Below are 24,338 nucleotides of genomic sequence, written 5' to 3' on the forward strand. Positions count from 1 at the left end.
TGAGCCTTGAGCGCCATCAACCGCGCTTTATCTTACTGGGATTCTTCGGCAGAAGCAAGAATTTTGTGAGGCATCGCTGTGCAGTGTTACCTGCAAGCATTCAGCTTACAACCTCACCTGAAGAGAGCGGGCATACGGCAAATGAACGCGGATCAGCGGGTCGCTTGCCTGCCGGCCGATCAGCGGCAGTGGCCGCGTTCCATCAGGATCGGCGCGCGCTGGCTTGGTTCACTGAGGCAGTAGTTCGGCAAATCATCGTCCACTTAACACGTCCGTCGCTGTGAAATTGATAACGAACAGGACCGCGCCCATGGGGCTTATGAAGCGCACCCTGGACGATGCGCGATGCAATTCGTCAGGAATCGCTCATGGGCTCACGCTCGCTCCGAAGGATGAAAATGGAGCACGGGCGTTCCCGCCTGTGCCACTTTTTCTGAGGAGTTGTTCATGTCGTGCGGGACGACGCCCAGAAACGATGAAAAACGCCACAGGCAAGAATGCCTGTGCCACTTTTTCTGAGGAGCGTTAATGAGCTGGGGAGAGTCGTGTCCAATAGAATTTCGGTTGAAAATCTGGTAGCAGTTCAAAAGCGCTCATCGCCGTTGGATTGTTAATGACAATGTCAGCGTCATTTTCATCGGCCAGCAGATTATTATCCGTCTGCACCAGAACCAGCACGCGCGCCATGTGCGTTTGCACCGTCGCGGGAACAGTCCAGTTAAAGCTGCGCGCCGTTGTGGAAAATCGCGCGGTGGTCAGTACCTGCGGATAGGTTTTTCCGCCATCCAGCGACAGGCGAACTTGTTGACGTGTGACTCTCAGCTCACTGGCCACATTCCATGTAATCCGCAAGGTGTCGCCGGCTCTGACAGTGCGCGGCGTGTTAGGCTCAGTCACCTGGACTTGAGGCGATCTATTCACGATCAAAACCGACGTTTCGCTCAGCCCGAAGCCGACATCATTGAAAGCCAGCACGGCGATACGAGCGGCGTCTGACACCAACGGCGGCACAGTCCATTCATAGCTGCGCGTGTCGGCGGGCAAGCCAAAGACGATTGTTTCCGGCAATCCACCTGCAAAGGGGAAGAACAAAATGTCAAACGATTGCGCATTGGCTGTGGCGTCCCACCGAAGCGTCAGCGTCTGGCCCGGTGTCACCACCTGATGGTTGGCCGGCTCTAGCACAGTTGCTGCCGGATATGATGGCGGCGAAATGGATGAAAGCGTTGTGTAAATTCGGTCACCGAGCCGGCTGCCGTCATTATTGGCTGCGTTTCCCGAAACATAAAACGCGACCGTGCCGACATCAGTCTCAGGGGCAATCCATTCAAGCATCCAGCGGGCGCTTGTTCGACCGGCGAATGAGCCGGCGGCAGTGTGTTGGACATACCAGCGCCCGTTGTCGCCCTGAAGCAATTGCGTATGCTCTGGGTCTGTTATGACAAACTGACCGGCCGGTTGTGGATTATTACCGGTCGTCAGCGCCGTCAGTTGAAAGCCCCACCGGCGCGCGCCAGCTTGGGTCAGTTCAACAATGATCGGAATGCGCTGCCCGACCTCATAACGCGATGGATGGGTGAGCGAGAGCGAACCAGGACCCGTGTTCGTTTGTTCACCAAATGAATCATGACATTCAGTGCAGTTGCCTTCACCGGGCGCATCGGTGAAGCCCGGCAACGGCCCGGTGGAATAAGCATAGGTCAGGCCAACGACGCCGAAAAAGCAGATACACGCGATCAATTTGCTGAGGTGATTGATGCGTCCGGTCTGTTTCATGCGTTTAATGTCAGTCGTCGGTGGTTGGTCTATAGTTGTGCGTTGCTGGCAACAACCACCACGATGACCAACCACAGACGACAGACGGGGAGATTACACAAATGGCAGTTTTTCAAACCTGCCGCCGAGCACTTCGCGGGAGTCAGTTTCTAGCCAGTTTTCCAGGATCGTGGCGTAGATCTGCCGGAAGTCAATGGAGAACTTGGTGTCATACGTGTTGCCTGGGTTCAAGTCGGTCAGGCTGGGATATTCTCCGATGATACCGCCTTTGACCGGTGTGCCAAAGACGAACTGCGCGGCAGAAGCGCCGTGATCAGTTCCCGCATTGCCGTTTTGCGGAACCTTCCGCCCGAATTCCGACCAGGTCATGATCAGCACCTTGTCATCTTTGCCCAGTCGTTGCAGATCACGATAGAACACGTCCACGGCGTCATTCAGATATTGCAACAGCAGTGGATGTCCACCCTGCGCTGGCGCCTGATTCTGGTGCGTGTCGAAGCCGCCGAGTGTGACGTATAGGATTTTGGTATCCAGTTCAGCGGCGATGATCTGAGCCACCTGAGCCAGACCGCGCGCCAACGGGTTGTTAGCCGGATAAACGATGTTTGGATCAGCCGTGTACTTCTTGATCCCCGTTTGGACGCGGACGGCGCTGTTGTAGGCATCCAGGGCGCTACGGCCAAGAATATCCCAATAGGTGCGTTCTGGGGCCAATTCGCGGTTGAGTGCCAGATAGGTTTGCACACGGTTGTTATATTCGCCGTTCAGTTGCGGCGTGGCCGGATTGGAGCTGGCAAACCGCGTGTCAAACTGCAATTGGTAGGACTCCAAGCTGCTGATAGCCGGCACCGGCGTGGTTTCGGCCTTTAATCCCAGCGGCAATGTCCCGCCCATATAGACCGCGATGAGCGGATTGGCACTGGATGGATATGCGACATCGAGGTAACCGCCGAGCCAGCCAGTTGTTTCAATGCGGTCGGGCGCGGCCGTATGCCAGATGTCCATTGAGCGGAAATGCGATCGGTTTTGATTCGGATAGCCGACTGCATTGATGACAGCCGCCTTTCTCTGTTGGATGAGCGCCTGCAGCTTGGGCAGGTTTGGATGAAAGCCCAGTTGATTGCCCGCTGCGTCTTGGCCAATCGGGAGGATTTGCGCCGCCGGCACGGCCAGCGTTGAGCGGGCCTGCCGATAGGCCGCCTCCAAGGCGCCACCGATCGGAATCACGGTGTTGATGCTGTCGTTGCCGCCGGCCAGTTGAATCACCACCAGCATGCGATCGTTGGCGCTGAGGGCCGCCGCTTTGGTCAGCGCGCTGTTGGCGGCCAGATTCAAGTTGCGGAAGAATGCCCGCTCGGTCAGGCCTACCGTCAACAACGTGAAACCACTCTTTTTGATAAATTCGCGTCGTGTCGTTTTTGTCTCACTCATAGCATCCTCCCTTAACTGAACTGGTACTCCGGCGAAGTCATCATCAGATGGAGCAGGCCGCGGACTTTGTTGTCAATGGTGACATTATTGTTGATGTTGAACGGAAATGTGCCGGGCGTTCCATCTGTGCCGGCCCGCAAGTAATTGATCAGCGCTGTCCGAGCCGCGTTGGAAAGAGGAACCTGGTAGAGCAACCTTGCCAGGAAATCAACGACCCGTTCAGGAGTTTGCGCGTTGTTGGCCACCAGTAGCGTCCGCACTGCCTCGGTGGTTAGCTCGCCAGGCACTCTTTGTTCAACCGGTGGTTCGTTCCGGCTCTGTTGAAAGACGGAGAATTCAGACACGAATCCTTTGGCCCAGTTGAATCGGGCCAGATCAAAGGTCGTATTGATCCAGTTGAGGCCTTCTTTCCAGCCGCTAACGTCAAACGGTCGCCAGAGCAACTGACCCATCTGATTGGCAAAGGTCAGCGTCAAGTTGAGCGACACCGGGCTATTGAGCCGCGTCAAACCGTCATTGCTGGTGACCAACTCATAGTTGAGTGTGTATCCAGTCGGTTTCAACAGCCGATAGGTGCCGATGATGTATTCGGTCGGACTCTTGATGTGCGCGCGAAATGCTTTCTCTGAGTAGAACGCTTCGGAAGCGATGCCTGAGCCAGGGATGAATATCGCTCGCAACATGTTCTTGATGGTGAACTGTGGCGTTCCTTTATCGAACACATCGGCCAGCGCATTGATCACTTCTGGCTCTGGATCATCATATCCGAAGAATTGGAAGAGGCGGTAACCGAGGAATCGGCCACAAGCGCTTTGCTGTTGGCCTGGATTCTTGTGATTGACAATGATGTCAAACATGCGTCGGCCTTGCGTGTCTGCGCCGGTGCTGCTGAATGTCACGCCCAGAACTGTGTAAGGCCCAAAATCATGGGTGATCTGTAGGCGTCCGTAGGTCGGCTGGAAGGCAAACCAACGGGGGAAATTGTTGGGCTGCCCTTCAACAGGCGGGTAATTATTTCGGACATCAACCGGCAGCACGGACCATCCGGTCAGCACACGTGAAAGCTGCCGCACGTCGGTTTCCGTGTAATTGGGCACATGGGCGACCACGTCTTCCACGCCCATGGAGAATAGCTCCAACAGCTCACGTGCGTAATTTTCGTTCGTGCCAACCTCATTGTCTTTGCGACGATTTTGATAATTGTCCAGCCAATATCCCATGGCCGGGTCGCGTGACAACCACATGAGGATATTGCGGAAGTTGCCGACCGGGAACGGACTGGTCGTATCTTCGGGAGTCCGCCGCTGTGAAGGCAGAAGCGGGTTGAAGTAACCACGGAACAGTTGGTTTTGGAGATACATCTGCCGTGGATCTATCACGCCCAATGTTGAGGTCGCAAACAAGTGGTGCCAGAAAAGCACCATCTTCTCTTGCAACGGGCGCGTCGTTTTGATCATGGCATTCATCCACCAGCCCAGAGCGAAATTTTCAAAGCCGCGTGGTGGACCGGCCTGATTGTTTTGTTGGTAATTCTGATTCAGTCCAGGAGGCTCAGGGTCCAGATTGTCAGGAGTTGTTTCAAAGTTGAGCAGCGAATGAGCAGTGGCCTCCAACCCACGAGCCACACCGGCTTCGATTTCTTCCGGGCGGGCGGCAAAGCCAGCGCGCCGCAATAAATGAGCTACCTTATCGCGTTCATCTAATGGCATTGTATAACCTCCCTTGGTTACTGAAGCTGGTCATCCAGCTCGTTGGTTGAGAGACGCGCATGGCCACAAAAGTCGGAAAAAAATTTCAGATCGCTAGCCCTGCGACCGAGCCCAACTAACACTGAAGGGCCACACGCTCGTTGAATGATCAACATATCGGTCCAGCTACCTGCCACCGACCTCAATTAGCACCGAGAAATACCATGCGCTCGCGTGGTCCGGTTATGAGCCTCCATGTCTACAGAAACGGAATCAATTCAAAGCGCCGGCCGAGCACCTCGGCTGAATCCACAGCGAGCCATTTTTCCAGGATCGTCGCGTAAACCTGGCGGAAGTCAATCGTGTGTTTCATCGCGTCGGTATCAGGATACAAATCGCTCTTTCGCAAGCTTGGATGCTCGCCAAACACACCTCCCTTAACGCTGTTGCCGATCACAAACAACGGCGCTGCGGCGCCATGATCCGTGCCATAGTTGCCATTTTCTGGAGCTTTGCGACCAAATTCCGACCAGGTCATCAACAACACTTTGTCATCTTTGCCCATCCGTTTCATGTCTTGCAAAAACGTATGAATGGCCTCTGAGACCCAGCCGAGCAACAGTGCGTGGAAGCCTTCCAGTGGCTTGTTGGCGGTGGCCTGACCTTCGTGCGTATCGAATCCGCCCAGCATCACATGTAAGATTTTCGTCCCTAGATTGCCAGCAATGATCTGAGCAGCTTGCTGCATGGCGCGGGCCAGTGGATTGGCTTGATTGTACGTGGGCGGCGGCTGTGGATATGTGCCGTCGTCGTAGCGCGCGCGTCCCGCTTGGAGCGTTTCCTGACTGGCAAAGGCGTCCAGGTTCGTGCGGCGAATCTGCTCCACCAGCACGCGCAACGGCGCGCCTTCCTGATTCAATGCGATGAAGGCATTGATTCGATTCTGAGCGTCAGCCGGATACCGGGTATCTGTCTGGAACCGGTAGGTAGCAATGTTTCCGATAGCCGGAACGGTCGTTTCACGAGCCACAAAACTCAACGGCAGGCTGCCACCAATGGCCGCCGCAATCAGTGGATTGGTGTTGGACGGCTCGGCCAGGTCCAACGTGTCACCAAGCCACCCCGTTGTGTCATAACCAACAGGATTCGCCGTATGCCAAATGTCCATCGAACGAAAGTGCGAGTAATTCGGATTGGGGTAACCGACCGATTGGATGACCCCGACTTTGCGCTGGTCATACAGGCTCTTGATGTGCGTCCATTGTGGATGGAACCCTAGTTGATTATTGGCCGCGTCATTGTTAATCGGCAGCAGATCAGCTACAGGAATCCTCAATGTCGGTTTGCGATATTGTTCGTAAAGGCTGCGCAATGAGCCACCGCGCGGGACCACCGTATTCAAACCATCATTGCCGCCTTCCAGTTGCACCACAACGAAGATGCGGTCATTGGCGCTAAGCGCAGCCGCTTGCGTCAGCGCCCCGCTGGCCGCCATGTTCATGGAGCGGAAGAATGCTTGCTGGCTCAGCCCCACCGTCAACATGGTAAATCCACTCTTTTTGATGAATTCGCGTCGTGTCGTCTTGTTCATGGTGGCCTCCCTAACTCAGTTGGAATTCCGGCATGGTCATGATCAAATGAAGTAATCCGCGAACCTTCATGTTAATCATGTCGGTTGACCCGCCCGGGGCATTCATGTAGTTGATCAACGTCTGTCGGGTTTGAGCAGACACCGGCGCTTGCAGCAGCAGCGTAGTGAAGAAGTCAACGACTCGTTCAGCGGGGGCTAGTTGACCATTCGTCAACAGTCCGTTGGCCTGCAAAAGGCTATGCACATCAATGCCACCCTGGGCTGGCTGCACCAGCGTCGCCATTGTGTTGGCAAAGTTGCACCGAGCCAGATTAAATGACGTGTTGATCCAATCCAGCCCTTCTTTCCATCCTGCGACATTAGGCGGGAAGAACAGATATTGTCCCATCTGAATCATCCCACTGAATGTTCGCAGACCGAGCACAACCTGCGTGACCAGTTGCGAGTTGGCCAATCCTGTCGGTCGAAGCAAGCGGAATGTGCTAACGATATATTCAGTGGGGCTTTTGATATGCGCCTTGAAGGCCTTGTCCGAATAGAACGCCTCCGATGTTGGATTGCCCGGCGTGAAGATTCGCCGGAGCATGGCGCGAATGTTATATCTGTCTCCGCCATGCACGCCATCGAACGTGTCAGCTAGATCATTGATGACCTCCGGTTCCGGGTCATCATAGCCAAAGAACTTGAACAACCGATATCCGAGAAATCGGCCGCAGGCGCTCTGTTGCTGGCCCGGATTTCGGTGGTTCACGATGATGTCAAAGAGTTGGCGACCATCGCCACTGAACGAACGGTTCAGCACGCGATACGGCCCGAAATCATGCGCGCTGCTATTGAAGAAGAATTGTCGAATCAGCCGATCATCGCGCTCGAACAGCACCGTCCAGCCGGTCAGCGCGCGGGATGCCTGACGAACGTCCACTTCAGTGTAGTTAGGTTCGCCGGTGATCGGGTCATTCACACCTAAGGAGAATAGCTCCAGAAGTTCGCGCGCATAATTTTCGTTGCTCCCAACGTCGGCATTGAGTTTGACATTAAGGAAATTGTCCAGGTAAAACAGCATGGCAATATCCTTACTCAGGTTCTCAAGGATATTGCGAAAATTGCCGACGGGAAACGGATGAGTGGCTGCGAGCCGACCGAGCCGACCTGTATTGGGATCGAAGTTGCCGCGAAAATGTTCGTTTTGCAGATACATGTGCCGCAGGTCTAAGTCAGCCCCGGAGGTGGCAAACAGTCCATGCCAGAACAGAACCATCTTTTCTTGTAACGGGCGCGTCGTGGTGATCATGGCGTTAAGCCACAACCGTTGCATGTCGTTTAGCAATGAGCCGTATACAGAAAAATACTGCTGAGTGGTCAGATCAAGGTATGACGTATTGGGCGGGATGCCATTTTGAGCCGGGGCATTGGGCAATGGTCCCAGGTTGTCAGGGAACTTTTCAAAGTTGACCAGATCGTCAACAAGAGCAGGCAAACCTTTGGCAACACCCTGCTCGATTTCTTCAGGCCGGGCGGCGAAACCGGCGCGGCGCAGCAGATGAGCGACTTTATCTTTGGTGTCCAGTGGCATACGCAGTCCTCCTTAGGTTCAAGCAGCCAAATCCGGCAAGTTAGTTAACTCAAAGACAGATGAAGAAGCGCCACCGCAGGCACTCTTATAAACCGGGCTCTTCATGACCTGGGTGCAGTGACGAGCGGTATTCTACGGGATTGCTCTGGCTTCGTCAATCAATTTCTTATTTAGCCGGCGAGGCTATTGGCGCTCAACCGAAACAGCCCGATCGTGTACTCCCGCTCATGTTGTCTCGACGATGGGATCACCGCCACCAACGAGACTGCTAAAAATTTGTATTGTCGTGACGGCCAGATCAAACACCCTCGCGATACTGCTAAAAAGTTTGTGTTGTCATGACGAAATGATGTGAGTTTGTTACCATAATAAGCGATGTTCATCGTGGTACAACAACAAACAGAAATCTCCATTGGCGGTGGTGAGTTGCCTCTGCTTTGGAGGTTGGTCTTAATCCTGCTGGCCATGCTTGTGCTTGGCCTCATCGTGTGGCTATTTCGTCGCCTCCGCAGGAGTATCCAAGCAGAGGATGAATGGTACACGGGGGAATACTCCCTGCTAAAGCCTGAGGCGCCGGCGTCAAGCCCTGGAGTTGATACGGCTGCTCGCTCCCCTGTGTCACCTTCGACAGAGCTGCCGGCAGCCGCGACTGTTACATTGAAAGAACCATCCCCTTTGCTCCAACAACCTGACTCAATCCCATCAGCGCCGCTCATAGAGGAACGCACGCCGGTTCTGTCTCCATCGTTGTTTAAGGAGCCATCGCCAGAGGCGCGCCCACCAGCGCCGGCAACCGAGTCAGCCGGGGCGTCCTCATCATTAACCCCACCCACTGCCGCTGAGCCAGAGTATCCTGCTGCCGAAAGAATGGATTCAGACATGGGCCAGCGGCCTCTCTCTGCGGATGCGGCCAGGCCAACGGCTTCAGAGGTTACACCACCACAGCAGCCGGACGCAGCCGTGCTGCCGCCGGCCAGTCAGCCGACACCTTCGCCGCGCGTTCTCGGAATCCCATCAGGCCAGGCCGAGCTACCTCATCCGACGGCAACGCTCGACGTGGTGCAGGAGATAACTTGGCATCCTCCATCTCTCGTCATCAACATGCGCGTGCGAAATGCGTCAACTTATACCCTGAGCAATCTATTCGCTGAGTTTGCGCTTGTGCCCATCGGCGTTGATTTGGTGGAAACGCGCTTGGAGCCAATTGAACCAAATGTGATTGGGCCTGGTCAGCAAGGGAAGCTCTTGCTGGAGCTCAAAGCCAACCGATATTCCCTGTGCAAGTTGACTCGGATTATTACGGCCGATAAAAAAGAGGTCTCGTTCAGTTGTTGGTTGGCGCTGCCGCCTCAACCAACAGAGCCGCCATCACGATGAAACAATCAATTGAGCGCGGCAGTCGGACCATAAACGTATCGCTGTGGGCAGTGGCGGTGGGAAGCGCCGATGGTTGGAATTTGGTGCTGTGGTGGTAGGGTTATATCGTTTGTTTTTCGTAGTTTTTGGATCATCCAAGGCGGTGCGCCAACCATAATTTCTTCTTGACACTCATAGCGATAATATGTACACTGTCGCTTCACTTTTGCATGAGGGTTGTAGGTACGGGTCGCTGCCCTCTAACAATGTATTCGTTGAGTGGTTGGCCGTAATAGAATTATGTTAAGTCTTGTGCGCCCAGACGTGTCTATCGGCGGGTGCCCATTGCCCGGCTTTAAGCGTGACCTACAATACACAACTATGCGGGAGGCATAGATGCCATATTCGTATGCAAATATTCGCGCGCGGATAGTTGCCACCGGTTCACATTTACCCAGTCGTGTCATCACCAATTCAGAGATTCTTGGACTTGAAGGTTCGGATAGCTCGATTCGTAGGCTGCTTGGCGCTGTTGAGCGGCGAGGTGTAGAAGAGCACGAAGCGTGCTCGGATATTATCACAGCAGCAGCCACCCGGGTACTAGAGACGGCTGAGATTTCACCGCTGGAAATAGATCGAATTATCGTCAGCACAACGCCGGGCGATTTTGTCGAGCCCTGCACGGCCAGTGTGGTTCAGTATAAGCTGCGGGCTCGGTGCGCAGCCACAGACGTAGGCATGTCCTGTGTAGGTTGGGTTGCTGGCGTTGACTATGCGCTCCGATGTTTGGCCACAGGCGAGAAGCGTATCCTGGTGCTGGCTGGGACGATTGTGTCCAAAGGAACGGTCTTTCGTAATCCAATGCATCGAGCCATTTTTGGTGATGGCGCTGGCGGCGTATTGCTAGAAGCCACAGACAATCCCGGCCCGAGTCAATTCTTGGCTGGGGGCTTGTGGACCGATGGACAATACTTTGATGTCATCACGATGCCAAATCTGACGTCGGTTCATTCGCCGCGCATCCCGATGGAGTACAAGGGTAGCTTCTACATGGGACGGCGCGAAGTCATCAACGAAGCGTTGAGGAATAACCTCTCACGCTGCGTGGATGAGGTTCTGCAAACGGCAGGTGTAACCAAAGATGAGATTGATGTGGCCTTCATTCACCAACCAAGCAAGCCGCTGTTTGAAGAAGCGTTGAAAGCTGTTGGTGTGCCGCGCAGCAAGGTGATTGAAGATTACGAATTATACGGCAACACCATTTCGGCGGAACTGCCAATCTCTCTCGACGAGAATGTGCGCAACGGACGCATCAAACGTGGCGATACAATTTTGATGGTGACTTTTGGAGCTGGGTTCAGCGCCGGCATTCTGCTGTTTCGGTATTGAGATTCTGGCAAACCCGGCGGTTGGTCAGTTCAGGCGCCAGGAATTGAGAACTAGAGACGAGGCTCAGGCGCGTCGGTTTCTGGTGTTCAATTCGTGGCGTTGTTTCTTTATGGGGCAGGAGCAATCATTCTCCCCTCACTTTGCGTCGTCGGCATCGAGAGTCGCCGGCGCTCTGTCGTCGCCATCTGCCCATATCCTGTTTACGCCCGCTTCAAACGTCTTGGCTCACGTGGGGCGCTGTGTTGTGTTGGCCAGGGAGCTGAAACGCCGGGGTTACAGAGTCACGCTCGCCGGCACGCCCAAATTCCTTCAGGACCCAGCCGTGATGGCGCCGAATGAATTCGCTACCTATGGTCTCCCCGATTACGATGTTGAGGCCGGGTTAGAAGTGTTACGCAAGGTTCGTAAGCTGCCCTCTGAACGCGAGCTCAACCAACATATTCAGGCTGAATTACAGATGCTTGACCAGTTGCGACCGAACGTCGTGGTCAACGATTTCCGTCTGACCACCTATATCTCAGCGCGACGATGTGGCATACCGGTGGTTTCGTTGGTTGGTGGGCGTTACTTGTATCAGTATGCCTCCAAGCCCTTCAAAGCGCCCCGTACACATCCATCCTATCCCTTTCTTCGATGGATCATAGGAGAAAGAGGCACAGATGCGTTGGTGCCAAATCTCCAGCGTTGGGCGCTGCGGTATAAGATGCGCCCGTTTTATCATCTCAGCAAGCGTTATGGTGTCGAGCCGAAGAAAGACCTCTGGGATTTGCTAATTGGCGAGTATAACCTCATTTTGGATACAGAGCTGCTTGGCCCGACCAAGCCATTGCCTGAGAATTTTCGTCGCGTTGGCCCGATCAATTGGACGCCACAGATACCGCTGCCTGCATGGATTCATTCGGTTGACCGAACCAAGCCGGTGTTATATGTGACAATGGGCAGCACTGGGCATCCAGACTTGTTCCGGCATCTGATCGCCACGTTGGGGGGAGCGCCGTACACCGTGATTATGAGCACCGGTGGACAGTTTCAGGTGAGCAACCACTCGTTACCGAGTAATTTCCGTGTCGCCAAATTTGTTCCCGGTGATCAAGTGATGGAGTTGGCCGACCTGGTTATTTTTCACGGTGGGGCTGGCACGGGCTATCAAGCGATGGTGGCAGGAAAGCCGGCTATTGTCATTGCCACGCACTTAGAACAGGAATTTGTTGGCCAAGTCTTGGAGGAGCACGGCGCGGGACTCTTCTGGACGATGAATCAAGTGACGAGAACGCCGTCGCTGATTCGCTCCTCTGTCGAGACGATATTGAACAATTTGCCTTGGTACCGCGGCAATATGGAGCGGCTGCGTCAGGATGTCCTCCAGTACAATCCAGTAGAAGTGGCGGCTGATTGTATCGAACGCTTTGTGCTGGATCGCCAGCAGCGGAGTTAGGTTTTTGCTATGGCGATATTGATCACTGGTGGGACGGGGCTGGTCGGCAGCCATCTAATCGAAGACCTCATCACCGGCGGCATTCCTGCCCACTCACTTCGCGCGCTCGTTCGGCCACAGCGGGATACGGCGTTTTTACGCGCCCAGGGCGTTGAACTTTGTTACGGCGACGTGACAGACCCTGACTCGCTGAAGGCCGCGCTCAGCGGTATCCAGACCGTCTTTCATTGTGCTGCTGCCGTTGATGAGAAGCGTCGTGAGCTGTTTTGGCAGGTCAACTATCAGGGCACAGTCAATCTCCTGCAAGAGGCGCAGCGCGCCGGCGTTCAGCGATTCGTCCATGTTTCAACGATTGGCGTTTATGGTTTATTGCAAACGTCGCCGGCAACTGAAGAGCACCCCAAAAATCCACTGCGACCCTATGCCGCTGCCAAACTCGCCGCTGAAGAGAAACTCTGGCAATACCATCAGTCCGGTCTGAACGTTGTTGTGCTGCGGCCTACTGCCATCGTTGGTGAGCGAGACCGAACCATCACTAAGCGACTGGTGCAACTGGCGCGTCGAAGAGTTGTGCCGCTGATTGGCGATGGCCGGTCGCATGTCTCATTCGTCTACGTCAAAGACTTGACCCGCGCTATGATCCTGGCCAGTCAATCGGAGCGTGCCGTAGGGCATGCCTACAATGTACAAGGGTTCACAGCGCCGATTCGCCAGGTACTGGAGTTTTTCATTGATGCTGTTGGCAGCCGGGCTAAGCTGATTCCGATTCCTTACGCCGCAGCGTATGCTGGCGCGCTGTTGCTTGACGCTGTGTTGACGCTGACCCGCCCCAATGATCATCCCCTTCGCGCGCGGAAAGGGATTCAGCAGTTGACCCGCGATCTGACATTCGATACAACCAAGATCAAAACCGACTTAAATTTCGAACCGCGCTACGACATGGCTCAGTCATTCGGCCCGGCCATCCGGTGGCAGTTGGAGCATGGATGAACATCGTTGTGACCGGCGCAAATGGCTTCATCGGCAGTTTTCTGGTTGAGGCGTTGGTCGGCCAAGGCTATCGCGTTCGATGCTTCGTGTTACGTGGTGAACCGGTGGATGCGCTGCATGGATTGCCGGTGGAAATTGTCTACGGCGATGTGTGCTCTCGGGAGACGCTCGGCGATGCGGTGAAGGATGTTGATTACGTCTATCATCTGGCCGGGATCAAAACAGTTTGGGACGAACAGACCTATTTCCGGGTGAATTTTCAAGGGACGCGCAACGTCTTGGAGGCCGCGCGGCAAGCCAGTGCTCGGTTGAAACGGTTTGTTTATGTGAGCAGTCAGGCGGCGGCAGGTCCAAGTTGGGACGGCCATCCCCTGACGGAAGAAGAAGCCTGCCATCCGGTGACGGCCTATGGGCGGAGTAAACGCGCTGCCGAAACTTACTTGCTCAGTCAGGCTCAGCAGGTTCCCATCACCATTGTGCGGCCCACGCTGGTCTATGGGCCACGCAATCTGGAGACGGCGATGCTTTATACGATGGTGCGATGGCGCCTGTTGCCGCTGATCCGGCGTGAACAGTATCTGAATTTAATTCATGTTCGCGACGCAGTTCGTGGCATTCTGTTGGCTGCTCAGCATGAGCAAGCGTGTGGACAGATTTATTTCATCACCAGTGAGCAGGCCTATACGTGGCGAGAGATTGGTCAACGAGCCTTTCATCTGAGTCGCACTAGAGGGATTGTGCTGCCGGTTCCCTGGGTTGGTGTCAAAGTGGCAGCCGGTGTGATAAAGTCATACCGCCGGTTCAGAGGCCAGCCGGTCCATTTGATTGATGATAAGGTCAGAGAGCTCAGTCAACGCTACTGGGTTTGCAGTGGCCAGAAGGCTCGGCGAGAGCTGGGATTTGAGCCTCAGATTTCGCTGGACGACGGCATTCGGGAGACGCTGCAATGGTTTGAGGAACGAAGACGATGAAAGCGAGTTCATTGCAACTCGGCGTTCCGTTACCAAGCAGCGGCTTCTTGCGTGAGGAACGAAGACGATGAAAGTGAGTTCATTGCAATTGTTATGTTGCCCAGCTTGTGGCGGCTCGTTGTCGCTCGGTGCGTCGGCGGCTCACGACCCGGTCCACAGTGGGCAGCTTGCGTGCGCCAAATGTGGGAAAAACTTTGCCATTAAAGACGGCATCGCGCGGTTCATCAAACCGGACGAATTGGTCGGGTCCAACAAGAAGCATGAAAAACTGAACAACCTGTTTTCCTATATCTGCACGCCTGCCACACGGCTCATGTTTGCGCTGTGTGGCGGCGAGGACCGCGCGCGGGCTGAATGTCTCGACCGGCTCGATCTTCGTCCTGGCGGGCGGGTGTTGGAGATTGGCCTTGGCACGGGCGATAACTTACCCTATCTGATCAAGCGGGTGGGCAACGCCGAGATTTTCGGGATTGATATTTCTCACAGCATGTTGGAGCACTGCGTGCGAAACCTCAGGAAGTGGCATCTGGCGGCAGAGCTTTTCCTGGCCGAAGCGGAGCACTTGCCGTTTCGCGATCATTCATTCGATTGCGTCTACCATCTTGGCGCGATCAATTTTTTCACTGATCAGCAGCGAGCCATTGCTGAGATGATTCGCGTGGCCAAACCGGGCACCAAGGTGGTCATTGTGGACGAAAACGAAAGAGCGCTAAGGGTGCTCGATAAATTTGCTCTCCAACTGATGATTGGCAAACGAAAAGAGGTTGTGCCGCCGATTGACTATGTGCCCAAGACAATGCAAGACATCCGGCTCGATGAGATTTGGAAAGGGTACGGCTATCTGATCGAGTTTCGCACGCCGCTCGGTTAACATCTCATGATGAGAGAAAAAGGTGACCAAATCATCCGCGCTGAGTATAGCCAACGGGTGTTGATGGACGTGTTGGAGGCCGCGCGCCGACCCGATAGCCACGCTGTGGTCATGGTTGACCTGTCGGCAGCCGAAGCGTTCCGACGACGGTATAAGGAGGCCCACGGCATTTCGTTGACGACTGTTCATCTTTTGATCAAGGCATTGGCGTTGATGATTGAAGAAAATCCCTGGATGAATTACATGGTGGATGGCTACAAAATCATCAAGCCGTCCACGATTGATATTGGCGTGTCAGCGGCAGCCGAAGAAGGCGTCACGCCGGTCGTGGTGATCCGCGAAGCCAATAGGAAATCGCTTCGAGAGATTAGCGAGGAACTGAAGGCCAAAGCCGCCGAGGCTGTTCAATTAGAGAAGCAAAATCTGGAAAGGTTGAATCGTCTGGGCCGGCTGATTCCAGTTGGATGTCTGCGTCGGCCATTGATCCGATTTGTGGCGCGACGGTATTGGGTGCGCCGCCGACTGATTGGCACGGCGCAAATCACAAGTCTGGGATTCAAAGACCTCGCCTTTCATCTGCCCACTCACATGGGCACAACCATGTTGTTGAGTGTGGGCGGTGTGACGCGCCGGCCTGTGGTCGTCGGTGATAAGATCGAGATTCGTCCGACCGCCTATCTGGCATTTCAGGTAGACACGCGCGTGTTGAACGCGAAGAAGGCGCTGCGCGCGTTTCGTCGCTTCCGCCAGTGGCTTGAATCGCCGGAAGCGTTGGACGTTGCTGAGCGAGCGGTGAACCAGCAGGCCGCGACCACAGCGCGATGCGCTCAGACCGAAGATGAAACGGCAGTGGGGCTAGAACACGACATGGAACATTCGTCGTCAACCTCCTGAGGCAGGGCCGAAAGCGCCTCTGCTTCGTTCGCACGGCTGGCGCGTGAGACCGGCTCGATCGGGGTCAATCAATAGCAGCGTTGTTTGATGTTCCTGCTGATAAAGTCATAACAGCTCGCTGAGCAGAGAGACATGCATCAGACATCATCCGTCAAGCGATTCCCGTTTGTTATCACCGACAAAGTCGTTTATGCCGTTGATGGCGTATCCAAATTCATGCTTCACGTGGTGATGGACCTTGAAGGTTCGTTGCAACCGACGTTGCTGGCGCAAGCGGTCGAGTTGACGCTACGCCAAACGCCGATTTTGCGCAGTGTAGCTCGGCTGCGCGTGTTTGCCTCCTATTGGGAGGCGCAAGATGGCATAGCGCGTGAGTCACAGTTGCAGGTGGTTGATGTCTCTCACGAGCCTGAGCCTGAACAGGCCGCACACTCGGTGATGGAATCGTACATCAATGATTATATTGACATCACCCGGACGCTGCCCATGCGATTCCTGCTCATTCAGCTCGGCCCGCAGCGGTGGTGGTTCGTTGCCAAAGTGCACCATGCGTTGATGGACCCGCTGGCCATCACGTATGTCGTCCAGGACATTCAAATGTTTTACCAACGACTCCTCAATGGAGAATCTGTTGTTGTATCGCCTGAGCCGCTGGCGGATCGAGGCCGCTGGCCAGTGCTGAAAAGCGTGCCAGTGTCGCTCTGGCTACGCGTGATGGGCGTTGGATGGTCGCGCCTGCGTCGCCACCGGCGTGAGGGGAGAAAGGGGCGGCGGTTGCACGTCAATTTCTCGGCGCCCGCGCTCCACTCGGACACGATTGCCTATCGCACGCTGCGATGGAGCGGCCCAGCATATCTGACCGCGCGGGCACGCGCCAAATCTCTCGGCGTGACATTCAATGATCTGGTGATCGCCGCTCTGTTGCAGGCTGTTCATAAATGGAATGGCGGCGGCTCCAATGCAAATGATTTTTACACGATCGTCATGCCGGTTGACATGAGGCGATACGTGCGCGCGCAAGGGCGTATGCCGCGCATTCTGTCCAATTATGTAGGCGGCACGCTGATCACCGTCTCGGTCGGACAGCTCACCACGTTCGAGGAAACAGCGCGACACATTGCGCGGGAAACGGAATTCATTCGTCAGCATCATGTCGGATTGCGGCACAACCTGCTACTGCCGTTCTTGCTGATTGCGCCGCCACAATGGCTGCGACGCACCGTGCAGCGGATTCATGCTCGTCATCCAGAGCGGCTGGCGCCGACCGCCATCGTAGCCTATATGGGCAAACTAGAACGGCTGTTTGCGCCGTTCCCAGGTTGTCAGATCAGAGGCATTGAAGGCATAGGGACAGGATTCTATCCGGTCGGCTTTGATGTCTCGGTGTTCGCCTACGGCAAGGAATATGTGGCGACGCTGACCTATCGCAAAGGCGCGTGCACTGAGCAAGAGATGGACCGATTCATCAGCCTATTTTGGCAAGAAGTCATCAGCGAGGAACGCGGATGAGCGCACAGCTTCGGTTGCCGTTTATCACCAGCGACAAGATCATCTATGCGATGGATGGCGTGTTCACGTACATGCTCCATGCCGTTTTGGAGTTGACCGGTCGGTTGGATGAATCGTTGCTTGAGCGCGCCATTGAGTACGCACTGGTCAAGTCGCCGATTCTGAAAAGCGTTGCGCGACTCAAACCGCTGGGGTCCTATTGGGAGGTGGTAGATGATCTGACACCGTATGCGATATTGACGGTCAACGACCTCTCGTCCGATCCTGAAGCTGACACGAGTGTGGCGGCCTTATTGCAGGCTTACATCAACGAAGCAATTGACATCACAGCGTCGCCGCCAACGCGATTCTTACTCATCCAGTTGCCGGACAACCGATGCGTGTTTGTGATGAAAGTTCATCATTGCGCCGTTGATCCGGCAGGCATGTTGCATTGTCTGGATGACATTCAGACAGCCTACCGGCACTTGCTCAACGGGGAGGCGTTGCCGCCCGTGAGTCCAATGCCGTCGCGCAGTCGGCGCCAATTGTTCCGCCATGTCTCTCCACTGTTGTGGCTGCGGGTGATTGGGCGTGCGGCAATCAGCCTCGTTCGGCGGCAAAAGTCGCAGCCGCGCGGGTTTGTTCAGTTTGACGACGCAGCAAAAAGCTATCGTCAAAGCAATCACTGCCGGACATCACAGCCGCATGGATTTGCTCAGTTTGACGGCGGGCGTTCGAGCTGCACTGTTGCTTATCGCACGGTTCAGTTCAAAGGGCGCGATTACACGAAGTTTCGCGCTCGCTGCAAATCGTTTGGTGTGACGGCGAACGAACTGGTCATGGCGGCGCTCTGTTGTGCGATCCGTCGTTGGAATGGCCAGCGGGAGCGCCCTGACGCTGTTTATTCGATTGTCATGCCGGTTGATTTGCGGTGGTATCTTCGCCAGGGAGGACAGGTGCCGCGGATCATGGCCAACTTCATTGGCGGAAGCTGGATTTCGGTTCCGGCAGCCTACGTGACCACATTTGAGGAGACCATTCAATACATCGCTCGTCAGACGCGATTCATCAAGGACGGTCACATGGGCTTGCTGGCCAATTTAGGCATGCCGGTGGTGAAACTGCTGCCGCCACGCTGGTTGCGACGAGCGGCTCAGCGGATGTATCAACGGCATCCGCAACGGATGGTGCCGACAGCCGTGTTCGCCTACCTGGGCAAAGTTGAGCGGATCATGACGACGTTTCCAGGTTGTCAGCTCACGGGCATTGCCGGCGTTGGCGCTGGTTTTGATCCGGTTGGACTGGATGTGGTCGTCGTCAATTTTGATCACGTTTTTTCTGTCACCGTGACATACTTGAGAGATGTCTGCCCCGATGCTCAAATGGACCGGTTCATGATGCTCTTGACCGACCAGATTCTGGGTAATGAAGAGCAGCAGCACGCCGGAGCGCCTCATGACGAGCGAACAATTAGCACTTCCCGGTAAACCCTCGGCTTGGCTTTGACACTATTACCGGTGATGATGAATAAGCGTGGGTGTGTGATGAGCGGCAAACGGGTGTTAGGAGTGGTATGGTTAGCCATATTATTGTTGACTCTGCCTGGGTTTCTCGGCGCACCAGGCTTGCTCAGCTCACCGTTGGGATCATCATCTCTTCAACGCTCGCCTATCTCACCAACCATGCCGGACGATGATGAGCCGGTCAAGTTGGAAAGCAATTTGGTCAATATCATCTTCGCCGTCCGAGATAGCCAGAATCAGCCCGTCAAAGACCTCAGCAAGCATGATGTGCTTGTCACACACGATGGCGTGCCACAGCCGATTGCATTTTTCGCCCGCCGAGATGAATTGCCGTTGGTGCTGGCTATCGCTATTGACTTCAGCGGCAGTCAGCAATGGATTTGGCCTGAGAGCCGCGCGGCTGTCGAGCAATTTCTTAGTCACGTCTTCCGGCCCGGTCACGATTATGTGGCGCTGGCCAGCTTTCGCGGCACGGTTCACCTTCATGCAGCGCTGACCAACCAACGGCAACGAATTGACCGGCTGATGCCCGCGCTGGCGCGAACCGATACCGGCTACGCGCGTCAGGGCACCGCTCTGTATGACGCCATCTTCGTGCTGACCGATGAAGTGCTGGACGGGCCGACGGCATGGCGCATCGCCAGAAACCATCACGACATGATTCAACGGGCATTGTTGGTGCTGACAGATGGGCACGATACAGCCAGTGTTCACAACGCCACGAACGCTATCGCGCGCGCGCAACGCGCCGGTGTCGCCGTGTACGCGGTCGGCATCGGTGATGCCTTCGGGCGGGCTGCCGTAGATCATAAGGCGCTGGATCATATATGTCGTGAGACAGGCGGTCGCGCTTACTATCCCAAGCGGTTTGATGATTTGAGATGGGCGTTTCGTCAGATTGCTGAGGAACTGACCACGCAGTATATGTTGGCATTTTACTGGCCAACCATACGACCAGATGATGGGCTGATTCGTGTCCAGATAGTCGGACGACCGAATCTCAGCATTCGGTGGCGACGCGGCTATGAGATAAGTTCGGTTCCTCTCTAACCGTGTGTGAGGAAACGGAGCCGTGTGTGGAGAATCTATGAGAAAAGTGAGGGCAAAAGGATTTTGTTTGCTGTCGGCGGCGTTCCTATGGTTCACCGTGTTCATGCCTACGGCTGCGCAGCAGACCAGCGATCATCAGTTTCACATGGTCGCGGTGAATTTCCCGCGCGACGTGGCAGTCAAGCTGAAACTGCGCGGCACGACGCGCTACGCGCAGGTCAACGGTTCGGCTGAGATCAAGCACAAGGGCGGGTACACGGAGGTTCGGCTGAGTTTGAAAGATGTCGTCACGCCGGGAGAGAAACAATACACGACGTATGTTGTGTGGGCCGTAACCCCGGAAGGACTGACGGACAATCTGGGTGAGTTACGTCCCCAGAAAAATCCCTATGTCAATCTCTGGTTGCTCGATAAGATTCCTCAGCCGCGCCGTTGGGAGGGAATGCTGGAGACGGCGACGCGATTTCGCACATTTGGCCTGGTGGTCACCGCTGAGCCTCACTTCCTCGTGCAATCGCCAAGTCGTCAGGTGATTGCCGCTAACATGGCGCCGGAGGAAAAATTCGCCGGGTTAGAGACTGAGAGCTTCAAGCTTGATTTTCGTGGCGATGTCGGATTGGAGAGCGTCCCATGGCGCGAGGACCGCGTGGTAGCCCCCCATGATATTCCCATGCCGATGGAATTGATTCAGGCGCGGCGGGCGCTGGACATGGCGTTGTTCTGGCAAGTGGGTACGATGGCGCCGCAAGAGTTGAAGCAAGCTGAGCAGAAGCTCTCGGAGGCTGAGCAGGAATATCAACGTGGGCAAACGGAACGCGCCGCATTGTTGGCCCGCGCCGCGATCAGACAGGCGGAGCGAGCGCGACAACTCAATCAAGAACGACTCGATGCCCAAATCCGACGGCGATACGAATTGGATTTGGCTGATGCGCTGGACAAACTGGATCAAGCTGAACGGGGAAATGAGTCGGTCAAGAAGCAAATGCGAGAGCTACAAAAGCAACTCACCACCAGAGAGCGTGAATGGCAACATCTAAAGACCTTTTATGATGATGAAGTGGATCGCCTGCAACGTCAGCTCGAACGAGCGCGACAAGAAGTCGAGCAAATGCGCGCGCGCTCTATTCCCATTGAAGCGCACAATTTCATGATGAATTTGGCTCGCCTGGGCGAGTGTCGCTACGAGGGCGCGGCGTTCGTGCTGACACTGGCGCAAGAAGATTTATTCGCCGCGCAGATTGATGAGCGGGTCGCCGTGCTCAGCGACGCAGGTCAAGCCAAGCTCAATCGCGTCGCGCAAGCGATGATGGAATACCCCGAGGTCGTGTGCCGCATTCAGTCACGAGTTGGCGATCAGGGGCGCGGAAGCAGTCTTCACCGGCAGGCTGAGCTGTGGACGACAACGGTGACAGCTTATCTGATGAGCAAAGGAATCGCCACAGACCGATTGGCCACGTCGAGCGTCACCGCGCAGAGGCCGCCAGATCGAGTCGCAGCGGGCCTGGGACGGATCGAGCTGGTTTTCTCGCGTAAGGCCTCCGGCACAGCCTCAACAGGCTCAACTGTTGAGACAACGAGGCAGACTCAACGGTGAACGTTGTGGAACAAATCGGCGGGTAGATTCGTGCGGAAACGGTGAAATAATCAATTCAGGCGAATCGCTCATGAGCCCAAGCTCGCCACAAACGATGGAAATGTTCTTTTCGGGAGAATCCTCTTATGAATGTCATCGGCCAATCAAACCAGTTATGGCTCTTGCTGGAGTTGGGGTTTGACTCTCTTGCTGAATGGAAACAGTGGGTGGCCTCGCTGACACCTGAGAGCGTTGAGCGCGCGCTGAACGAACTTGTTGCTGATCGCTCGCGGCGACGGATCATCCGCGACTGGATCGCTGGCGAAATCGTATCCGAGTTGCAGGTAATGTGCCGAACTGATGCCCGGCTTCCTGACGCCGGGATGGCGCGCGCTGCGATCCTTTACAAACTCTATCTGCAGGAGACGTTCAGCTACTTCGCCGCGAAACTGCGCGACCGCGAATTGGCCAGGGAAGCCACCCAAGAACTTTGGGTTCGCATCTTCGAGAAGATTGCCCACGCTCAAATCACCTCGCCGTACAGCTTCCCGTCATTCCTCATCGAGGCGGCTAAGAATCTCTATCGGGAAAACGTCCGCCGGTTGATTCGGCTGCACAAAGAGGCGATGTTGGAAGAAATCATGAACGATGCGGCTGCCGACATGACCCAACAGACGGTGACCGACAACCTGATTGAGTATCTGTACAAAGCCATCGAGGCATTGCCTCCGCGACAAAGAGATGTGTTTCGGCGGTATTACTTCCGCGAGCAATCATGCACGGAGATCGCCGAGATTTTAGGGATTGACCACGACACAGTGAAAGTGCATCTGGCCAAATCACGACGGGCACTGCGGCGCGTGCTCGAAGATTTGGGATTTGATGGCTCGGAGTTTCACTGAAGGAGATGGCTATGCTGAACGAGAGCAAACAAACCTGGAGAATGGTGTTCAAAGATATTTTCGCTTCCTCCGATGAGGTTCCTCCTGCGGGTGATTCGTCGGTCAGCTCTGTATGGGACGATGATTCATCTGATCCTGTTGTGGTTGATTCATTCGTTAGCTCTGCATGGGATGACGGCTCATTTGAATTTCATCTGAATGACATGAGCGCCGACCTGCCTGCTGCCAATGAAGCAGGTGAGCGTGTAGGGGGTGTGTCGCCGTGGATGGAAATGGCGAGCGCCGACCTGCCTGCAGCCGATCAAGCGGATGAAGAGTGGCAAGCAGCGTGCGCCATCGGCGCTGACCATCACGCAGTCGCCCTCACTGAGGCTGAGGCGGTGACTCTCTGGCAATCTATCTGCCAGCGCATCGCCCAGCGCGGCACAGCAACGGAAGTAACCCATGCCGTTCGTCAAAATCGGTTCAAGCCGGCCTCTTGGCCGTTGGCGCTGGCTGCGACGTTGTTGGTTGGCATGGCGCTGCCGACGTTTGGCTGGTTCTCCTATCGTCAGATAGTTGGTTCGGTTGGGATGCCGTCGGCATTGAACCACCACGCCAGTGGCGCTGGACCTCCGGCTGCCGCGCCTGTTGAGCCGATTGCCACAGGCGAGCCGCCGGCGCGTGCGGTGGTTGTTCGTCGCGCGTCGAAGGCGCCATCAGCGATGGAGAAAAATGAGCCTCTCGGATTGCTCATGGCAACCTACAAATCGGATAGTCACCGATCGTCCGTCTCGGCTGAACTGGTGACGGCCCGCTACCAAGGGAGTGGATGGCGATGAAGCGAATAAGCGTAATCCTATGCCTGTGGATCATCCTGCTGTTGCCCGTCGCCGTCGGCGCGCAGGAATCGTTATGGGATGTGTTCACGGCCAGAGCCCGTGACGCTTACGAGAAGAAATCCTACGATGAGGCCGCGCTGTTCTATCAGGAAGCTATGAAAGCAGCGGAAGCGCTGGGACCGGATGATCCACGGTTGGCCTCCACGTGCAACAATCTAGCCGAAGTCTTTCGCATTCAGAAGAAGTATGCTGAAGCGGAAGGGTTGTATCGTCGCGCGCTGGTGATCCGCGAAAAGCATCTCGGTAAAGAGCATGAAGATGTCGCGTTGATCATCAATAATCTGGCCGTGCTCTACGCCGAGCAAGGCCACCATGACGTGGCCGAGTTGCTCTACAAACGGGCGATTGAAATTGCCGAGAAAAAACTCAAAGGTCAATTGGCCGCCGCCATGCATGTCAATTTGGCCGAATTGTATCGCGAGCGAAAGAACTATGCGGAAGCCAAGCGACACTACAACGAGGCGCTCAGCATTCGAGTGGCGATCAAAGACGCGGGAGCCATTGAGGCGCTGGTTGAGTTGATCAAGATTGATGAGGCGCTTGATGATGCTGGCGAGCTGCCGCAACGATGGCGGCAGGTCTCTTTGCTGCCTTTGAAAGCGCGGCTGCCAGCTCAATTGATAGAAGCATATCGCCGCATGAACGGTCTGTGGATGAAACACCGGCAAACGCTGACCGACGAGCAGAACGCTGCTATGGTCGAAGGCTTCGCTGCGGCGTTGCAGGAATTAGAGACAGAGCTTGGCGCGCGCCGTGCTGAAGTTACGCAACTGCGACAGATGAGCCTGGAGGCGCGTCAGTGGCTCCAACAGCAACGCCGTGAAGCAGCCAACTCCGAGCCGATGACGACTGAGCAGAACAACCAACGCCCTCCTCATCTGTCAGGATAAGAATTTGCCTGAACCGTTCCGAGCGGCCTTCTGCCGGTGAAGCGACCGAGTCGGAGCGGCTTG

The 24,338-nt window shown here is 55.4% G+C and carries 20 protein-coding genes; 15 read left to right on the top strand and 5 right to left on the bottom strand.

What is annotated here, in order from left to right; all coding sequences use genetic code 11:
- A partial coding sequence (locus tag NZ823_00600; GenBank protein ID MCS6803625.1) for a hypothetical protein occupies positions 1-284 on the top strand: 284 nt, incomplete at its 5' end.
- Between the two features lie 241 nt (positions 285-525).
- On the opposite strand, the gene NZ823_00605 is transcribed toward NZ823_00600, so the two are convergent.
- The 5 genes from NZ823_00605 to NZ823_00625 all read right to left on the bottom strand — a co-directional run bounded on the left by NZ823_00605 (position 526) and on the right by NZ823_00625 (position 8,059).
- Positions 526-1,776, bottom strand: a complete 1,251-nt coding sequence (locus tag NZ823_00605; protein ID MCS6803626.1) for a hypothetical protein — start codon at positions 1,774-1,776, stop codon at positions 526-528.
- Between the two features lie 93 nt (positions 1,777-1,869).
- Positions 1,870-3,207, bottom strand: coding sequence for a DUF1501 domain-containing protein (locus tag NZ823_00610; protein MCS6803627.1), 1,338 nt, complete (start codon positions 3,205-3,207; stop codon positions 1,870-1,872).
- An 11-nt stretch (positions 3,208-3,218) separates the two neighbouring features.
- A complete protein-coding gene (locus NZ823_00615) occupies positions 3,219-4,916 on the bottom strand; it encodes a DUF1800 domain-containing protein (GenBank protein ID MCS6803628.1) in 1,698 nt (565 codons plus the stop codon).
- 238 nt (positions 4,917-5,154) lie between these two features.
- Positions 5,155-6,486: a DUF1501 domain-containing protein gene (locus NZ823_00620; GenBank protein ID MCS6803629.1), complete on the bottom strand. Its 1,332-nt coding sequence runs from the start codon at positions 6,484-6,486 to the stop codon at positions 5,155-5,157.
- A gap of 10 nt (positions 6,487-6,496) precedes the next feature.
- A complete protein-coding gene (locus NZ823_00625; GenBank protein MCS6803630.1) occupies positions 6,497-8,059 on the bottom strand; it encodes a DUF1800 domain-containing protein in 1,563 nt (520 codons plus the stop codon).
- Between the two features lie 375 nt (positions 8,060-8,434).
- On the opposite strand from NZ823_00625, the gene NZ823_00630 reads away from it, so the two are divergent.
- The 14 genes from NZ823_00630 (at position 8,435) to NZ823_00695 (ending at position 24,275) form a co-directional block, all read left to right on the top strand.
- Positions 8,435-9,436 (top strand): hypothetical protein, encoded by a 1,002-nt coding sequence (locus NZ823_00630; protein MCS6803631.1) that lies wholly within the window; start codon positions 8,435-8,437, stop codon positions 9,434-9,436.
- Between the two features lie 375 nt (positions 9,437-9,811).
- Complete coding sequence (locus tag NZ823_00635; protein MCS6803632.1) at positions 9,812-10,804, top strand: ketoacyl-ACP synthase III; 993 nt, start codon at positions 9,812-9,814, stop codon at positions 10,802-10,804.
- A 43-nt stretch (positions 10,805-10,847) separates the two neighbouring features.
- Positions 10,848-12,239, top strand: coding sequence for a hypothetical protein (locus NZ823_00640; protein MCS6803633.1), 1,392 nt, complete (start codon positions 10,848-10,850; stop codon positions 12,237-12,239).
- A 9-nt stretch (positions 12,240-12,248) separates the two neighbouring features.
- Positions 12,249-13,229 (top strand): NAD-dependent epimerase/dehydratase family protein, encoded by a 981-nt coding sequence (locus NZ823_00645; GenBank protein MCS6803634.1) that lies wholly within the window; start codon positions 12,249-12,251, stop codon positions 13,227-13,229.
- Positions 13,226-14,200, top strand: coding sequence for an NAD-dependent epimerase/dehydratase family protein (locus tag NZ823_00650; GenBank protein MCS6803635.1), 975 nt, complete (start codon positions 13,226-13,228; stop codon positions 14,198-14,200). Before NZ823_00645 ends, NZ823_00650 begins: the two co-directional genes overlap by 4 nt.
- 67 nt (positions 14,201-14,267) lie before the next feature.
- Positions 14,268-15,071, top strand: coding sequence for a methyltransferase domain-containing protein (locus NZ823_00655; protein MCS6803636.1), 804 nt, complete (start codon positions 14,268-14,270; stop codon positions 15,069-15,071).
- A 6-nt stretch (positions 15,072-15,077) separates the two neighbouring features.
- Positions 15,078-15,965, top strand: coding sequence for a 2-oxo acid dehydrogenase subunit E2 (locus tag NZ823_00660; protein ID MCS6803637.1), 888 nt, complete (start codon positions 15,078-15,080; stop codon positions 15,963-15,965).
- Between the two features lie 132 nt (positions 15,966-16,097).
- Positions 16,098-17,474, top strand: a complete 1,377-nt coding sequence (locus tag NZ823_00665) for a condensation domain-containing protein (GenBank protein MCS6803638.1) — start codon at positions 16,098-16,100, stop codon at positions 17,472-17,474.
- Complete coding sequence (locus NZ823_00670; protein ID MCS6803639.1) at positions 17,471-18,943, top strand: condensation domain-containing protein; 1,473 nt, start codon at positions 17,471-17,473, stop codon at positions 18,941-18,943. The genes NZ823_00665 and NZ823_00670 overlap by 4 nt, the downstream gene beginning before the upstream one ends.
- A 57-nt stretch (positions 18,944-19,000) precedes the next feature.
- On the top strand, positions 19,001-20,029 hold the full coding sequence (locus NZ823_00675; protein MCS6803640.1) for a VWA domain-containing protein: 1,029 nt from the start codon (positions 19,001-19,003) through the stop codon (positions 20,027-20,029).
- A 37-nt stretch (positions 20,030-20,066) separates the two neighbouring features.
- The gene (locus tag NZ823_00680; GenBank protein MCS6803641.1) at positions 20,067-21,623 is read left to right on the top strand and encodes a DUF4398 domain-containing protein; all 1,557 of its coding nucleotides are present in this window, start codon (positions 20,067-20,069) and stop codon (positions 21,621-21,623) included.
- A gap of 125 nt (positions 21,624-21,748) precedes the next feature.
- The gene (locus NZ823_00685) at positions 21,749-22,504 is read left to right on the top strand and encodes a sigma-70 family RNA polymerase sigma factor (protein ID MCS6803642.1); all 756 of its coding nucleotides are present in this window, start codon (positions 21,749-21,751) and stop codon (positions 22,502-22,504) included.
- Between the two features lie 11 nt (positions 22,505-22,515).
- Entirely contained in the window at positions 22,516-23,325 is an 810-nt protein-coding gene (locus NZ823_00690; protein ID MCS6803643.1) for a hypothetical protein, read from the top strand.
- Positions 23,322-24,275: a tetratricopeptide repeat protein gene (locus tag NZ823_00695; protein MCS6803644.1), complete on the top strand. Its 954-nt coding sequence runs from the start codon at positions 23,322-23,324 to the stop codon at positions 24,273-24,275. The genes NZ823_00690 and NZ823_00695 overlap by 4 nt, the downstream gene beginning before the upstream one ends.
- The last annotated feature ends 63 nt before the right edge of the window (positions 24,276-24,338 follow it).

Source organism: Blastocatellia bacterium, assembly GCA_025054955.1.
Taxonomy (GTDB): domain Bacteria; phylum Acidobacteriota; class Blastocatellia; order HR10; family J050; genus JANWZE01.

Excerpts from the sequence above, each read along its gene's own strand:
- NZ823_00605 (MCS6803626.1), bottom strand. The coding sequence starts at position 1,776 with ATGAAACAGACCGGACGCATCAATCACCTCAGCAAATTGATCGCGTGT.
- NZ823_00610 (MCS6803627.1), bottom strand. The coding sequence starts at position 3,207 with ATGAGTGAGACAAAAACGACACGACGCGAATTTATCAAAAAGAGTGGT.
- NZ823_00615 (MCS6803628.1), bottom strand. The coding sequence starts at position 4,916 with ATGCCATTAGATGAACGCGATAAGGTAGCTCATTTATTGCGGCGCGCT.
- NZ823_00620 (MCS6803629.1), bottom strand. The coding sequence starts at position 6,486 with ATGAACAAGACGACACGACGCGAATTCATCAAAAAGAGTGGATTTACC.
- NZ823_00625 (MCS6803630.1), bottom strand. The coding sequence starts at position 8,059 with ATGCCACTGGACACCAAAGATAAAGTCGCTCATCTGCTGCGCCGCGCC.
- NZ823_00630 (MCS6803631.1), top strand. The coding sequence starts at position 8,435 with ATGTTCATCGTGGTACAACAACAAACAGAAATCTCCATTGGCGGTGGT.
- NZ823_00635 (MCS6803632.1), top strand. The coding sequence starts at position 9,812 with ATGCCATATTCGTATGCAAATATTCGCGCGCGGATAGTTGCCACCGGT.
- NZ823_00645 (MCS6803634.1), top strand. The coding sequence starts at position 12,249 with ATGGCGATATTGATCACTGGTGGGACGGGGCTGGTCGGCAGCCATCTA.
- NZ823_00650 (MCS6803635.1), top strand. The coding sequence starts at position 13,226 with ATGAACATCGTTGTGACCGGCGCAAATGGCTTCATCGGCAGTTTTCTG.
- NZ823_00655 (MCS6803636.1), top strand. The coding sequence starts at position 14,268 with ATGAAAGTGAGTTCATTGCAATTGTTATGTTGCCCAGCTTGTGGCGGC.
- NZ823_00660 (MCS6803637.1), top strand. The coding sequence starts at position 15,078 with ATGATGAGAGAAAAAGGTGACCAAATCATCCGCGCTGAGTATAGCCAA.
- NZ823_00665 (MCS6803638.1), top strand. The coding sequence starts at position 16,098 with ATGCATCAGACATCATCCGTCAAGCGATTCCCGTTTGTTATCACCGAC.
- NZ823_00670 (MCS6803639.1), top strand. The coding sequence starts at position 17,471 with ATGAGCGCACAGCTTCGGTTGCCGTTTATCACCAGCGACAAGATCATC.
- NZ823_00675 (MCS6803640.1), top strand. The coding sequence starts at position 19,001 with ATGAGCGGCAAACGGGTGTTAGGAGTGGTATGGTTAGCCATATTATTG.
- NZ823_00680 (MCS6803641.1), top strand. The coding sequence starts at position 20,067 with ATGAGAAAAGTGAGGGCAAAAGGATTTTGTTTGCTGTCGGCGGCGTTC.
- NZ823_00685 (MCS6803642.1), top strand. The coding sequence starts at position 21,749 with ATGAATGTCATCGGCCAATCAAACCAGTTATGGCTCTTGCTGGAGTTG.
- NZ823_00690 (MCS6803643.1), top strand. The coding sequence starts at position 22,516 with ATGCTGAACGAGAGCAAACAAACCTGGAGAATGGTGTTCAAAGATATT.
- NZ823_00695 (MCS6803644.1), top strand. The coding sequence starts at position 23,322 with ATGAAGCGAATAAGCGTAATCCTATGCCTGTGGATCATCCTGCTGTTG.